Genomic DNA, 13,796 nt, shown 5'->3' with positions numbered 1-13,796 from the left:
ATTCGATACGCGCAACGTTGCCTTGAATAATCAAATGCAACGTTTATCGAGTTTCCGCCCCGCTCGATAAGCGCAACGTTGTCTAGCAACCGAGGCATCGCGAACAGAAACGGTACCGCCTGGAGCAGCGGTCCCGTTTGCTTGTCCTTCAGTGCGCTGGCCGCCCGGGCCGCGCCGCAGAGCTGCGCGTCGCGCTACCGCTTCCTGGCCAGGATCGTCCCGCGACAGTTTTTGGAACCGCACCAGCAGGGATAGCGCTTCTTCACGGCCGGGGTGTGCGGCTCGTCGAGGACATAGCTGTAATCGTAGAAGAGCTCCTGCCCCTTGCGGATCGGCTTGAGCGCCTCGATGAACACGCGGCCATCCTCGATCAGCGCCTCGCAGTTCGGGTCGCACGAGTGGTTGATGTACTTGACGCCGCTGCCGCGCACGCCCGCGTCGATCACCGTCTCGTCGTCGACCTCGAACAGGAACGTGTGATGGCGTTCCTGGGACTCGTCGTCGTAGCGGCGGTCCGCCTCCTCCCAGGAGATGCGCTCACCACGGTACTCACCGATCCGCTCGCCGCGCCGGATGTCGCGCGTGGCGAAGGCGCCCTTGCCCTGGATCGGTGAGCGGCGGACCTCGTACGGCTGGGTACGACGCGTCGCAGTGCTCTTCGGTGCGGAAGTCTTCTTCGTGGCGCTGGCACGTTTCGCCGCGCCGTTATTGCTGGCCGACTTCGTTGCCGTACGCTTCGCCGCCGTACGCTTCGTTGCCGAACGCTTGGTCGCCGTACGCTTCGCCGCCGTACGCTTCGTTGCCGTACGCTTGGTCGCCGTACGCTTGGTCGCCGTACGCTTGGTCGCCGAACGCTTCGTTGCCGAACGCTTGGTCGCCGTGCGCTTCTTCGCTGCGGCCTTGCCTGCATTGCGCCCGGTCGTTGTGCGCTTGCGTGTGCCGTTGCTGCCCCTGGTGCTTCCGGTCCGACGCTTCTGCGGCATGACTCCTCTTACCTCATACGTACGGCAGGCGACGCAGGGCGCCGCGCATGCGATCGATGTAATCGGGATGGCGGCAATCTGACAGGTGCGAACGGTTTGCGCGAGGGGTAGCGCTACGGCTCGACGCTGGATGCATGACGTGCTGCATGGCCTGCAGCCAGCTCACGCGCGAGGCGCCTGCCGAGCGCCAGGATCGTGAGCACGGTCGGCCGTCCGAGTGCGCGCGGGAATACGCTGGCATCGCAGACGTACAGCCCGCGCACCTCCGTCGCGAGATGGTCGTCCACGACGCTGCCGATGCGCGCTGTTGCGGACGGGTGTGTCCCGCGGAGCGGCGTCGTCACGAGGGAGTGCTCCTCGCAGCCGGCTCGCCGCAGAATATTTCGTGCGACATCCTGGGCCCGTTCGAGCCGCACGCGATCCGTTTCTGTGAGTCCCTTGTCGATGCCACCGCGCGCGTCGATCTCGCCGCTCAGCTCGTCGGTGAGCTTGATCATGACGCCGAGCGTGCGCTTCCAGCGTGGCCAGGTGAGCGGCCAGCGCGCGCCCTTCACCGCCATGATGATCGGATACATCAGCCATGGATCGATGAGGGTGGAATACATGACGCCGAGCTCGTCGTCGGTGCTGCTCCAGGTCATCGGCGGATCGTCGCCCTGCGGCGGGACGCGCTCCTGCGCGTTCGGCAGTGCGCCGTACACCATCACGGTCGTGTCCATCGCCATGCCACGGCCCGCCTCGTCCAGGCCGGCGGTGCGCAGCAGCAGTGGCGTGCCGAGCCCGCCCGCGGCGACGACGACCGTGTGCGCTTCTGCCTGCCACGGCCGGCCGTTGCGGCTGCCGCGGATGCGACGCACTGCGCCGCCCTCGACGTCCAGGGCCGTCACATGCGTCCCGGTCTGGAGCACCGCGCCCGCGGCCATCGCATCGTCGATCCACTCCGCGGCGTTCCACTTGGCGCCGCAGCGGCAGCCGAGCATGCAGTGCGCACCACAGCGAAACGCGTCGCCGCGTGCCGGCAGCATGAACTTGTCCTGGGGTGCCCACTCCATTCCAAGCGATGAGCCCGCCTCGGCGAGCCGCGTCGATGCGACCCCCCGCAGCTCCGGTGGCAGGGGTGCGATCTGCAGCTCGCGCATGATCGCATCGGCGTCTGCCGTCAGATCGATTCCGTAGTCGTTCAGCCACCAGTCGCCGGGGCGCGACGCGCAGGCCGCATACATGGACGTGGCGCCGCCGACCATGATCGGCCGGATCACGTTCAGCCCCTGGCGCGTGAAGAGCAGGGCATGCCGGTCCGCGTACAGGAGCGCGCCCGGATACGTGCCGTACAATCGGTGGGTGCGCCAGTCGCGGCCGCGCTCGAGGATGAGCACGCGACGTCCCGCCCGCGCGAGCTCTCGTGCGACGGACGCGCCGCCGGGACCGGAACCGATGATCAGGACGTCGTATGCCATGGCTGCCAGGTGTCGGGCTCGCGAATGCGGTGCTCTGTCCGCAGGGCGTCCGGGTTCCGCTCGCCGCGGCCGGGTGCGCGCCCATGCAAGGGCAATGCGACCGGCCCTTCGACCGCCGGTGTGCGGCAACAAAGTAAAGGCCGTCCCCATGATACACCGCTGGCGGCTTCCGTTGGCGGATTTCACCGAAGCGGTGGACTTCGCCAGCGTGTTTTGCGATATTCCACATGCGCGGACCATTTCCGCGCCCCCCGGAGATCCCCAGTTCGCAATGAAGCGATTCGCTGCCGCCGTCGGCATGCTCGCTCTCGTGCTCGGGCCACGCACTGCGTTGGCCCAGGACGGGAAGGAAGACCGTCGTCCGCCTGCACAGATCCAGGACTCGATCCGCATCGCCGCGCACGCGCGCTCCCTCGTGGAGGGCGCGGCGAGCGACAGTGCGCGTGCGGCCCGGCTGTACGAGTGGACCGCCCGCAACCTCCGCTACGACGCTCGCGGCTACCTGACCGGCCGCGTGGCCAGCATGAAGCCGGAGGCCGTATGGAACAGTCGTGCCGCAGTCTGTGAAGGCTTCGTGCAGCTGTACCAGCGCATGGCGGAAGAGGTCGGCCTGCGCACGGAGATCGTGAACGGCTACGCCAAGGGCTTCGACTACCGGCCGGGCCAGAGCGTCGGCGATCCGAACCACGCGTGGATCGCCGCGGAGATCGACGGGCGGTGGAGGCTGCTCGACCCGACCTGGGGGGCGGGCCTCGTCGTGAACGGCGAGTTCCGGCCGGAGTTCAGCTGGGCGTACCTCTTCACGGCGCCCGAGGTGCTGCAGCTTTCGCATCACCCCGAGGACAGGAAGTGGCAGCTCGCGGAGCGGCCACTGAGCCGGCGCGAGTTCGAACGCATGCCGGCGGTGCCCCGCCTGCTGGTCGATGCGGGCTTCTCACCGGCCGAGCTGCGTGCGGCCGGCCTGCGCCGCAACGCCGCGTACCCGCTCGTGGGCAGCATCCAGGGCGGTGTGCGCGTGGTGCGGGCGCCGGCCGACGGCGTGCTGCCGGAGGACGCCCCGGTCAGCTTCGAGATCGTCTGGCCCAACGCGCAGGAGGTCGCCGTGGTGAGTGGCGGCGCGTGGACCCAGCTCGAGCGCCAGGGCAACACGTTCAGCGGCGGAACCGTGGCCGTGGGTGACGTGGTCCAGCTCGTCGGCAAGCGCGGCGGCAGCGACGAGTACCAGACGCTGCTGCACTACCGCGTGAACTGAACCCTGCGAGGCCTCCGGGACCTCAGGCGTTGACCTCTGCCATCCACGTGACCAGCGCGTCCGCAAAACGGGCGGGCGCCCTGTCGTCCATCCGGAAGTAGAGCGCCGGCTCGATCAGCTCCAGCTCCATCAGCAGGAAGCGGTCGTCATCCCGCACGAAGTCCGCCCGCGCATAGAGCGGCAGCGGCGCAACCGGCCCGCGCGCGCGCTGCGCTGCAGCGAGCAACGCACCCGACGCATCCACGCGTGTGATCCGGCCACCGTGCTCCTCCTGCACACGGAAATCACCGTGTCGCGGCGTCTTCAGGATCGAGTGGGAGAGCTCGCCCAGGAAGAAGATCACCGAGTACTCCCCTTCCTCGATCACGCGCGGCAGAAACGGCTGCACGATGCACGCGCGCTCCTCGAACACGTCGACGATCTCCTCCGGCCTGCAGCCGCGCTCCTCACGACGGACGCGGTATGTGTGATCCGCATTCGCGCTCACGACCGGCTTGATGATGATCTCATCGGTATCCAGCTCGGTGAACAGCCGGGGCATGTCGTCGTCGCTGAGCTTCGGCAGCCACAGGCTGCGCGGGATCGCGACGCCGTTGCCCTCCAGGTCACGCAGGTAGCGCTTGTCCATGTTCCAGCGCATGACCTCGAGATCGTTCGCGAGGCGTGCACGGGACGCATCGATGCGCTCCAGCACCTCCAGAAAGTGGGCAGGCGACGCCTGGTAGTCCCAGGTCGTGCGCACGACCACTGCGTCGAAGCGGTCCCAGTCGGCGTCGCTGCGCCAGGCGACGTGCTCGACGTTCCAGCCACGCTCGGCAAGCGGAGCGGCGGCACGATCGTCATCGGTGACGAAGCCGGTGAGATCCGCGGTTGTCAGAAATGCACAGGTTTTCATGCCTGAAGCTTACCGGACCGGCGCCACGGGCGGTAGCGCCGATTCCGGGTACAGTTCAGTACCAATCCGGGGGGCGGGCACGGCCACCGGGATTGTGCAAGGCCCTACTCCCGCTCGATTCTGTCCTGTTGTGCCGGGTATCCCACCGGCCCCTCCCGTCCTCACCGGTTCCCCCGGAGGCCCCATGCTTCACACGCGCAGGTCCATGGAACGCACCGCCCTGGTCATTGCAGCCGCGGTCGCTTCCGCGGCACCGCTCGCCGCGCAGGTGCATGATCATCCCGCAGGCGACCCCACCCGCCTGGGCAGTGTGACGTTTGCGGTGAGCTGCGCCGACGAGGTTGCCGCGGACTTCGCCACCGGCGTCGCGATGCTGCACTCGTTCTGGTTCGCAGCAGCCGACAGCGCGTTCAGCGATATCGCCCGCCGCGATCCGCAGTGCGCGATGGCGCACTGGGGCCGCGCAGTTGCGCTGATGGGCAATCCGATGACGCGGGCTGCTCCCTCGGGCGAGGCACTGGCGGACGGACTCGCGGCGATTCAGCAGGCGAAGGAGCTCGCCGGCAATGCGTCGCACCGTGAGCAGATGTACATCGATGCGGCGCTGGCGTACTACACGGACTACGCTTCGGTCGACCACATGACGCGCATGCGCGCGATGGAGGCTGCGTTCGCCGCGCTGCACGAGGCACATCCGGAAGACATGGAGGCCGCGATCTTCCATGCGCGCACGATGGTCGCCAACGCGCCACCCGACGACAGGACGTTCGCGCGACAGCTCGCTGCCGCGAAGCTGATGCAGCCGCTCTTCGAGCAGCACCCGGATCATCCCGGGCTTGCCCACTACCTGATCCACGCCTACGACGCGCCACCCCTCGCGGAGCAGGGCACCAGGGCAGCGTTCGCGTATGCGGGCATTGCACCCTCGGCGCCGCACGCGCTGCACATGCCATCGCACATCTTCACGCGACTCGGCTACTGGGACGAGTCCATCGAGACGAACACGCGCTCCGCACAGGCGGAGCCCGATCCCGATGCGGCGGTACATCCCATGGACTACATGGTGTACGCGTACCTGCAGCAGGGACGTGACGCAGAAGCGCTGGAGGTCGTCCGTCGTGCGGTGCAGAACGACGACCGCCTGTATGGCGGGCTGCTCGGGTACAACTTCACGGCCATGCCGGCGCGTTTCGCTCTGGAGCGAAATGCCTGGGCCGAGGCAGCCGCGCTGCGCGTGCCCGTCGGTGCACTGCCCTACGTGGAGGCAATCACCCGTTTTGCCCGTGCGGTCGGTGCGGCAAGGAGCGGCAGCGTCGAGCAGGCGCAGGAGGAGGTCGCCGCGCTGGAGTCACTCGCAGCGAAGCTCCAGGCGGCGAACGACTCGTACTGGGCCACGATCGTGAATGCCCAGCGCCTCGCCGCATCCGCGTGGATCGAGCACGCGCGCGGCAACAGTGCAGAGGCGCTTCGGCTCGCCGGTGAGGCATCGGCACTCGAGGGCTCGGTCGAGAAGCACCCGGTCACGCCGGGGCCGATCCTGCCTGCGCGTGAGCTGGAGGGGGACCTGCTGCTCGAAATGGCCCGGCCCGGTGACGCCCTCGCGGCGTACGAGGCGACGCTCACCGTCGAGCCGCGTCGTGCCCGTGCCCACGCCGGTGCAGCACGCGCCGCCGCCGCGGCGGGTGACGCTGCGCGGGCCGCGCAGCATTACCGGGCGCTGCTGGAGGTCATGGCCAGGGCGACGGCCAGCCGGCCGGAGCTGCAGGCCGCGCGCAGCTACCTGGCCGCGCACTGACGCGCCGCGGCAGAACGGAACTCCGCACCGGGGCTTGGGATCGGGCGGCGCGACAGTGCCTGGTGGGTTGCCGCATCGCCACCTCCCGAGCCCGGACCGTCCTGTGTTGCGAAGATGCCACGATCTGGTCGCCATTTTGGCTCCGGAGGCCAAAAACTTGCGTTATCTGCCCCCTCAGCAAGGAGGAGTGCGCCTGAACTATGGGCTATGCATTCGTTTCTGCCGCTCCCGGGGGTGGCAGCAATAGAGAGAAGGAGCCAGCAGAGAGCCGCAGGCGGCCGCGCATCCTGGTTGTCGACGACGACGAGCACGATCGCGAGATGTACGGAATGATGCTCTGCTACAATGGCTTCGACGTCGTTTTTGCCGGCTCGATCGGCGCGGGACTGGAACTGGCGATGCAGTATGCGCCGGACCTGGTCCTGCTCGACCTCGGCCTGCCGGACGGGAACGGATTGGAGCTGTGCGCCCAGCTGCGCCGGCATTCCGCGAACCCGAAGGTGCCGGTGGTCGTGCTGAGCGGCTTCCGGCGCAACGAGCTCGGCGAGACCGCGGATCGCTACGGTTGCGCGGACTACGTCGAGAAGCCGGCCAGCCCGCTGGACGTCATGCGTCGGATCGAAGAGCTGATCGGCAAGCCGCCGCTCGCCGGAGACGGGGAGCTGCCCTCGGTGCTCGACCGCAGGGATTGAGCGCCGCCCGCCACGACTGGAACGTGACCTGCCGCACGAGCCAGGCGTCTACCTCAAAGAAGCTGGTTGCGGAGACCCGAAGTGCGGAGGCGTATGCCCGGGATGATGATTTCCAGGAAGCGCTACGGCGCGGTGCACCGGCAGCGGCATCGCACCGGCAGCGTGCAGCCGGCCGGGCGGCCGCTTGTCCTGATGGTGGAGGACAATGCGGATGACCGATCCATCTACGGAACGGTGCTGGAGCGACGCGGCTTCGACGTCGTGTTTGCGGACGACTACGACAGCGGCATGCGTGCCGCGCGCGAACGGCGTCCTGACGCAGTGCTGCTGGACCTGGGCCTTCCTGGAGCGAAGACCGGGCTCGACCTCTGCTTCGACATGCGTCGCTGGCACGAGACGGCGGAGCTGCCGGTCATCGTGTTGAGCGGCTTCCGCGCGAACCGAGTGAGTGCGGCCGCGCATGCCGCAGGCTGCACGACCTACATGGAAAAGCCGACCAGCCCGCTGGCGGTCGCGGCCGAGCTGGAACGGCTGCTGACGAGCTGAGCAGGCCTTCGCGCGCGGGCCTGGCGCGCCTCAGTCTGCCGGCTCGATCGGCTTGAGCCCCGCCACGATCCGTTCCCGCTGCGGCTCGAGGAACGGTGGCAGAACCACCTTCTCACCGAGCGTGGCGGGATCCTCATCGACGGCGAAGCCGGGTCCATCTGTCGCGATCTCGAAGAGGATGCCGTTCGGCTCCCTGAAATAGAGACTGCGGAACCAGTAGCGGTCGATCTCGCCGCTGTTGGGAATGCCGAGACGCGTCAAGCGTTCGGTCCACGCGTGGTACTCCTCCTCGCTCGGCGTCCGGAGGGCCAGGTGATGCACGCCGCCGGCGCCCTGTCGGGCGGGTGGCAGATCGGGCTGCACGGCAACGTGCAGCTCTGCGTGCGGCCCGCCGGATCCCATCTCGAAGACGTGCACGTTGCCACGGCCGTGCACCGGATCCGTGTATGTACGCACCTCGCGCATCTCGAGCGCCCGTGTGAGCACGAGGGCGGTGTCGGAGACCTCCGGCACGCTGATCATCACGGGTCCGAGTCCACGGACCTGGTGTGCTGCGGGGACGGTGCTGTCCTCCCACGGCACGGGCGGGTCGCCGGCGCCGCCGTCGTCGATGAACGCGAGTCGCTGGCCTTCCGGGTCCTCGAAATCGAAGCCGGCCCGGCCATCCCGCTCCTCGATCCGCTCGGTCTGGATGCCATGCTCGCGCAGCCGTTCCTGCCAGTACTGCAGCGACGCGAGCCCCGTGACGCGCAGGTGGGTCCGCGTGATGCTGCGGGTGCCACGACGCTCCTGCGGCAGCGGCCAGTCGAAGAACGTGAGGTCGGTGCCGGGCGAACCCACGCCATCGGCATAGAAGAGATGGTAGGCGCGGACGTCGTCCTGGTTCACGCTGCGCTTGACGAGTCGCATCCCGAGGACGCGCGTGTAGAACAGGTAATTCTCGGAGATCTGCGCCGAGATCGCGGTGACGTGATGGAATCCTGTGAGCTGCATCTCGACCTGGTTGTGTGGGTCCGGGTCCTGACGCCGAAGGGTCGCGCCGGATGCGACGTTCGTACCGGCGACGCGTCAGTCGTGCTGCCGGTACGCTGGCAGGCTGATCGTGAACGTCGAGCCCTTGCCGGGCACGCTCCGGACGGTGAGATCGCCGTCCATGCCTCGCGCCAGGTCACGGCTGATCGCGAGGCCCAGTCCGGTGCCTTCGTGCGACGATGACAGGGATCGGCCGACCTGCACGAACGGCTCGAAGATCGATTCGAGCTGGTCCTCGGCAATGCCGATGCCGGTGTCCGTCACGCGGATTTGTACCGTGCTCGACGGCTCCACCCGACACGATACGGTGATGGAACCACCTTCCGGCGTGAACTTGATCGCGTTGGTCAGCAGGTTGAGCAGGATCTGACCGACCTTGGCGCGATCCGCCACGGCGATCCTGTCGCTGCACTGCTCCCATCTCAGCTCGATCCCCGCCCCGGCCGCCTGCGGCTGGACCATGGTGCAGACCTCGTCGACGAGCGGTGCGACCGGCGTCTGCACGATGTCGTAGTTCACACGGCCGGCCTCCAGCCGCGAGAAGTTGAGCAGATCGTTGATGATCGCGAGCAGGTGCTGCTGGCTGCGTCGAACGCGCTGCAGGTCCTCGCGCTGGTTGTCCGTGAGCGGCCCGCGCACACCGAGCAGGAGCAGGTCGACGTACCCGCCGATGGCGTTCAGCGGAGTGCGCAGCTCGTGCGACATCGCGGCGAGGAACTCGCTCTTGGCGCGGTTTGCGGCCTCGACTTCGGCCAGCCGGCGCGCGTTCTCGATCGCGCGCAGCTCCGCGTTGCGTCGCTCGGTCAGGTCACGGGTGACCTTGGCGAAGCCCACCAGCCGCCCGTCCGGATCGCGCAGTGCGGTGATGACGACGTTCGCCCAGAACAGCGTGCCGTCCTTGCGGACACGCCAGCCCTCGTCCTCGATCCGGCCTTCCTCTTCTGCGACCTCCAGCTCCCAGGCGGGCTTGCCTGCCGCAACATCTTCCTGCGGGTAGAACGTCGAGAAGTGCCTGCCGATGATCTCCTCGGCCTTGTACCCCTTCAGCCGCGCGGCGCCCGGGTTCCATGTGATCACGTGGCCGGTCGCATCGAGCACGAAGATGGCGTAATCGCGGACCGACTCGACCAGCAGGCGGAGCAGGCCCTCGAGGGTGCTGTCATCGGGCAGGCCGATCGAGCGCGCTCGCTCGGCAGTATCACCTTCGCGTCTGGCAGGGCTCGACATCGAACGGGTCGGGGCACCTTTCTATCTGGGAGGACAGGGTGAAGGTGTGGATGCAGATGTGGGGCCACCGGGACAGAATGGCCCCATCCGTCGCGCAGTAGCGCCGGGTCTCAGCGGTTGTGGCCGTAGCGGATGCAGCCGCGCTGGACAAACTCGCCGAAGGCCTCGCAGCTCCCGTCGAAGCGGTACTCCACGCTGTCCGCGGCCGAAGCGTCGAAGACCGTGCCGTTCAGGGCGTCCAGCAGCAGTGTGCTGCCGAGCGAAGAGGATGCATTCGGGATCACGACGCGGAGATCGCGCAGATCGACGATCGCCACCCTGTCCTGTAGCTGCGCGGAAAGCAGCGCGTTGGCGGTCTCCGGCGAAAACCAGGACGTCAGCCCCTGTTCCCGCTCGATCGATGTCGGCCCTGCGAGCAGCGCACGCAGCGCGGCGCTCAGCGTATCCGCCGAGGCGGGCACCCACCGCGTTGCCGGCACGACCTCCTCGCCGCGCGCGAACCAGACGCGGACCTCCATGCTGCCCTGCGCGGGACCGTCCGCGCCATTCCGCGCCCCCGCAAAGCCTGCAGTATCATGCGACGCTGTCGTATCCGGCACCGCGACACTGTCTGCGTCGGGCGGCGTGTCCCCGGTCTCCGCCCCATCGGGCGTACACGCAGCGAGTCCGATGATCGCCATGCAGGCGACGCCGGCCGCGAAGGGGCGGCCAGGACGTCGCACACGGGCCCTGAACCAGCTGCATGTCGCAGCCATGTTGCAGATGACCATGCTGCTGCTCACTCCTGTGCGTCCGCCGTGACGCCGCGCGCCTCGGCGAGCAGAGCGTCGAGCTCCGCCCGCAATTCTGCATAGCGCTCGTGTGCGTCGCGACCGGGCTTCTGGTCCGCGCTGTTGATCATGTTGTAGAGGTAATTGATCTGATCGATCAGCATCGGTTGCGGGTAGCGGACGAGCCCGCCCTCCGTCTGCAGCCGGGCGAGCAGCGCATCCAGCCGCTGCGCGGCGGCGCTGGATCCATCGTCCTGACGTCCACGCTCCCGGTCCAGCCGCGCCGCCACAGCACGCGCTTCACCGAGCATGTCGCGCACGCGCAGGGCAAGATCGAGCTGCTCCTGCAGGTGCGCGACGGTCACGCCGGTTTCTGCCACGCGCGGGTCGATCTCGACGCGCAGCGGCCTGGTATCCGCAACACGGCCATCGACCACGAGCCGCACCTGGTAGTCACCGGGCACCACCATCGGCCCATTGCGGCCCGGCCGCCCCTCGTCATCCGACGGCCCGGGCAGCGTCAGGTCCCAGATGAACCGGTTGTGTCCCTGCTCCGCGGAGAACGGCGCCGCGGATGCGCGCATCCATGGCGACTGCGAGCCCTGCCCCTCAGCACCGTCACCCGCCGCAGCGCTCTCGATGCGACGCAGCACGTCGCCGCTGCCGTTGACGATTTCGATCGCGGCCGCCTGTGGCCTGCGCGGCAGCACGTAGTCGAGCACGGCGCCAGGCTGGATGTACTGCGGCTCCGTGAGATCGCCCATGCGACCCCGGTAGCGCATGCGATGCGCGGGCTGCGGCTGGTAGAGGTGCGGATCGGCGGCCGCGGCGAGCTGGGCCGATGCCTGGCGCAGCGGGTCGAGGTTGTCGAGCACCCAGAAGCTGCGACCCATCGTCGCGATCGCGAGATCGCCCTGGTGCACCTGCATGTCGGTGATCGGCACGTGCGGCAGGTTGAGCTGCAGCGTCTGCCAGCGTGCCCCGTCGTCGAACGACACGTACATGCCGAACTCGGTGCCCGCGTAGAGCAGTCCGGGACGCTCGGTATCCTCGCGCACCACGCGCGTCGGATAATCGGCCGGAATGCCATTCGTGCCGTCGGTGAGCAGCGTCCAGGTGCGGCCGTAATCGGTGGTGCGGAAGAGGTACGGCCGCCAGTCGTCCAGCAGGTAGCGGTACGCGGCGACGTACGCCTTTGCCGGGTCGTGCGGCGAGGGATCGATGTTCTGGATGCGCCCACCCGGCAGCATCGGTGGCGTGACGTCCGTCCACGTGCGGCCGTTGTCGCGCGTCACGTGCACCGGCCCGTCGTTGGCGCCGACCCAGATCACGCCGGCCTCCACCGGCGACTCCGCGATCGCGTAGATCGTCGAATAGAACTCCTCGCCCGTGGCGTCGCGCGTGATGGGCGCACCGCTCACGACCTGCTTGTCCGACTCGTTCGCCGTGAGATCCGGCGAGATGATCTCCCAGTTCACGCCGCCGTCGCGCGTGCGGTGCAGGAAGTGCGAGCCGTAGTAGACCGTGCCGGGATCGTGCGGCGACACCTCGATCGGCGTGGTGCGCTGCAGCCGGAACTTCAGGTCCCTGGGGTTGTGGCCATAGATGTACTGCGCGCCCACCCAGTAGTTGCGCTCCTGCCCGCTGCGGCGGTCGTACAGCCCGAACTGCCCCTTGCAGTTCGCGTACACGACGTTGTCGTCGCCGGGCTTCGGCACGACCGGCCCCGTTTCGCAGCCGCCGATCTGGTCCCACCACGCGGCCATGACGTCCGGGTTCCACGACGTGGGCGGCAGCGACGGCACTGCAATCGAGCTGTTGTCCTGCTGGCCTGAGTAGAGCCAGTACGGGAAGCGATCGTCGACGTCGACGTTGTACAGCTCGGCCGTGGGCTGGTTGAGCTGCGTGCTCCAGGTGTCGCCGCCGTCACGCGAGACGTTCGCGCCCCCGTCGTTGCCCTGCACCATCACCCGGTTGTCATTCGGATCGATCCAGATGTCGTGGTTGTCCGAGTGCGGTGTGGGTCGCCGGTGGAACGTCCTGCCGCCATCGGTGGAGCGCCAGAACGCGACGTTGTTCACGTACACGACGTCGGGATCGACCGGGTCGACCGTGATGCGCGTGTAGTAGAACGGCCGGTCCAGCAGGTTCTTCGGCTGGTTGGTCGTCATCTGCCAGGTCGCGCCGTGATCGTCGCTGCGATACATGCCGCCCGCTTCGCCCGGCGCTTCCACGAGCGCGTACACCCGGTTCGGCATGGAGCGCGCGATATCGACGCCGATCTTGCCGACCACGCCCGTGGGCAGCCCGTTCGACAGCTTCGTCCAGTTGTCGCCGCCGTCGGTCGTCTTCCAGAGCCCGCCCTCCGCTGCACCGCTGATGATCGTCCACGGCTTGCGCTCACCGCGCCACGACGCCGCATAGATCTCGTCCGGGTTCGATGGATTCAGCGCCAGATCGACGAAGCCCGTGGAATCGGAGACGAACAGGATCTGCTCCCACGTGCGGCCGCCGTCGCTGGAGCGGTACACGCCGCGATCCGGATTGGGACCCGATGGTGAGCCGAGTGCGGCGACATACACGAGATCGGGGTTCTGCGGATGGGTCTCGACCGCGCCGATCTGGCCGGTCGTGCGCAGTCCCAGGAAGGTCCAGGTCTCCCCGGCGTCTGTCGACCTGTACATGCCGCGGCCCGCGATGACGTTGCTGCGGATGCCCTGGCTGCCGGTGCCGACGTAGATGATGTCCGGGTTCGATTCATTGACGTCGATCGCGCCGATCGATGGCGTCTCGAACACGCCGTCGCCGAGCGGCTGCCACGTCTGCCCGTAGTCGGTGGTCTTCCACATCCCGCCGCCGGTCGCACCCATGTAATAGGTGCCGGGCTCCTGCGGCACGCCGTGCACGGCGGTGACACGTCCGCCGCGCGTCGGGCCGATCATGCGGTACTGCATGTCCTGGAACAGCGACGGCGCGATGCTGACGTTCTCCGGCGCATCCGGCCCGGGCCGCTGTGTGGCGACCTCCTGCGCCCCTGCGGGCGCGAAAAGAACCAGGGACGCGGCAACGAGGAGAGTTGCGGAGCGCATAGGACCTCTCGGCGTGTCGGGAGTTTCGGGCTGGGAGACAGGGGCATAATGGGGTCGA

At 68.1% G+C, this 13,796-nt stretch carries 11 protein-coding genes; 4 read left to right on the top strand and 7 right to left on the bottom strand.

The features are described 5' to 3' along the window. Positions 1-194 precede the first annotated feature (194 nt). On the bottom strand, positions 195-983 hold the full coding sequence (locus tag VFU06_08650; GenBank protein HEU5209466.1) for an SET domain-containing protein-lysine N-methyltransferase: 789 nt from the start codon (positions 981-983) through the stop codon (positions 195-197). A 113-nt stretch (positions 984-1,096) separates the two neighbouring features. Then, positions 1,097-2,440 (bottom strand): GMC family oxidoreductase, encoded by a 1,344-nt coding sequence (locus tag VFU06_08645; GenBank protein ID HEU5209465.1) that lies wholly within the window; start codon positions 2,438-2,440, stop codon positions 1,097-1,099. 271 nt (positions 2,441-2,711) lie between these two features. On the opposite strand from VFU06_08645, the gene VFU06_08640 reads away from it, so the two are divergent. Then, on the top strand, positions 2,712-3,692 hold the full coding sequence (locus tag VFU06_08640) for a transglutaminase domain-containing protein (GenBank protein ID HEU5209464.1): 981 nt from the start codon (positions 2,712-2,714) through the stop codon (positions 3,690-3,692). A gap of 22 nt (positions 3,693-3,714) precedes the next feature. Here the strand turns inward: VFU06_08640 and VFU06_08635 are convergent, their stop codons facing one another. Next, positions 3,715-4,587 carry a hypothetical protein gene (locus tag VFU06_08635; GenBank protein HEU5209463.1) on the bottom strand — a complete coding sequence of 291 codons (873 nt, stop codon included), beginning with the start codon at positions 4,585-4,587 and terminating at the stop codon, positions 3,715-3,717. A gap of 205 nt (positions 4,588-4,792) precedes the next feature. Here VFU06_08635 and VFU06_08630 point away from each other — a divergent pair, with 205 nt between their 5' ends. From VFU06_08630 to VFU06_08620, 3 genes are all read left to right on the top strand, one after another. Then, positions 4,793-6,382 carry a hypothetical protein gene (locus tag VFU06_08630; protein HEU5209462.1) on the top strand — a complete coding sequence of 530 codons (1,590 nt, stop codon included), beginning with the start codon at positions 4,793-4,795 and terminating at the stop codon, positions 6,380-6,382. Positions 6,383-6,582: 200 nt separating this feature from the next. After that, a complete protein-coding gene (locus VFU06_08625) occupies positions 6,583-7,074 on the top strand; it encodes a response regulator (GenBank protein ID HEU5209461.1) in 492 nt (163 codons plus the stop codon). Positions 7,075-7,176: 102 nt separating this feature from the next. After that, complete coding sequence (locus VFU06_08620; protein HEU5209460.1) at positions 7,177-7,620, top strand: response regulator; 444 nt, start codon at positions 7,177-7,179, stop codon at positions 7,618-7,620. Positions 7,621-7,650: 30 nt separating this feature from the next. Here VFU06_08620 and VFU06_08615 read toward each other — a convergent pair whose 3' ends face one another. From VFU06_08615 to VFU06_08600, 4 genes are all read right to left on the bottom strand, one after another. Continuing rightward, on the bottom strand, positions 7,651-8,613 hold the full coding sequence (locus VFU06_08615; protein ID HEU5209459.1) for a ring-cleaving dioxygenase: 963 nt from the start codon (positions 8,611-8,613) through the stop codon (positions 7,651-7,653). Between the two features lie 75 nt (positions 8,614-8,688). Beyond that, positions 8,689-9,879, bottom strand: a complete 1,191-nt coding sequence (locus VFU06_08610) for an ATP-binding protein (protein ID HEU5209458.1) — start codon at positions 9,877-9,879, stop codon at positions 8,689-8,691. Between the two features lie 110 nt (positions 9,880-9,989). Continuing rightward, complete coding sequence (locus VFU06_08605; protein ID HEU5209457.1) at positions 9,990-10,601, bottom strand: GerMN domain-containing protein; 612 nt, start codon at positions 10,599-10,601, stop codon at positions 9,990-9,992. 56 nt (positions 10,602-10,657) lie between these two features. Further along, the gene (locus VFU06_08600) at positions 10,658-13,738 is read right to left on the bottom strand and encodes a hypothetical protein (GenBank protein ID HEU5209456.1); all 3,081 of its coding nucleotides are present in this window, start codon (positions 13,736-13,738) and stop codon (positions 10,658-10,660) included. Positions 13,739-13,796 lie beyond the last annotated feature (58 nt).

The organism is Longimicrobiales bacterium (genome assembly GCA_035764935.1).
In the GTDB taxonomy this organism is placed as follows: Bacteria; Gemmatimonadota; Gemmatimonadetes; order Longimicrobiales; family RSA9; genus DASTYK01.
Note: the sequence above shows the minus strand (reverse complement) of the source record. Positions and strands in the feature narration are given on the sequence as shown.

What these genes read in the sequence shown, in the direction of transcription:
- VFU06_08650 (HEU5209466.1), bottom strand. Translation starts at nt 983, where the DNA reads ATGCCGCAGAAGCGTCGGACCGGAAGCACCAGGGGCAGCAACGGCACA.
- VFU06_08645 (HEU5209465.1), bottom strand. Translation starts at nt 2,440, where the DNA reads ATGGCATACGACGTCCTGATCATCGGTTCCGGTCCCGGCGGCGCGTCC.
- VFU06_08640 (HEU5209464.1), top strand. Translation starts at nt 2,712, where the DNA reads ATGAAGCGATTCGCTGCCGCCGTCGGCATGCTCGCTCTCGTGCTCGGG.
- VFU06_08635 (HEU5209463.1), bottom strand. Translation starts at nt 4,587, where the DNA reads ATGAAAACCTGTGCATTTCTGACAACCGCGGATCTCACCGGCTTCGTC.
- VFU06_08630 (HEU5209462.1), top strand. Translation starts at nt 4,793, where the DNA reads ATGGAACGCACCGCCCTGGTCATTGCAGCCGCGGTCGCTTCCGCGGCA.
- VFU06_08625 (HEU5209461.1), top strand. Translation starts at nt 6,583, where the DNA reads ATGGGCTATGCATTCGTTTCTGCCGCTCCCGGGGGTGGCAGCAATAGA.
- VFU06_08620 (HEU5209460.1), top strand. Translation starts at nt 7,177, where the DNA reads ATGATGATTTCCAGGAAGCGCTACGGCGCGGTGCACCGGCAGCGGCAT.
- VFU06_08615 (HEU5209459.1), bottom strand. Translation starts at nt 8,613, where the DNA reads ATGCAGCTCACAGGATTCCATCACGTCACCGCGATCTCGGCGCAGATC.
- VFU06_08610 (HEU5209458.1), bottom strand. Translation starts at nt 9,879, where the DNA reads ATGTCGAGCCCTGCCAGACGCGAAGGTGATACTGCCGAGCGAGCGCGC.
- VFU06_08600 (HEU5209456.1), bottom strand. Translation starts at nt 13,738, where the DNA reads ATGCGCTCCGCAACTCTCCTCGTTGCCGCGTCCCTGGTTCTTTTCGCG.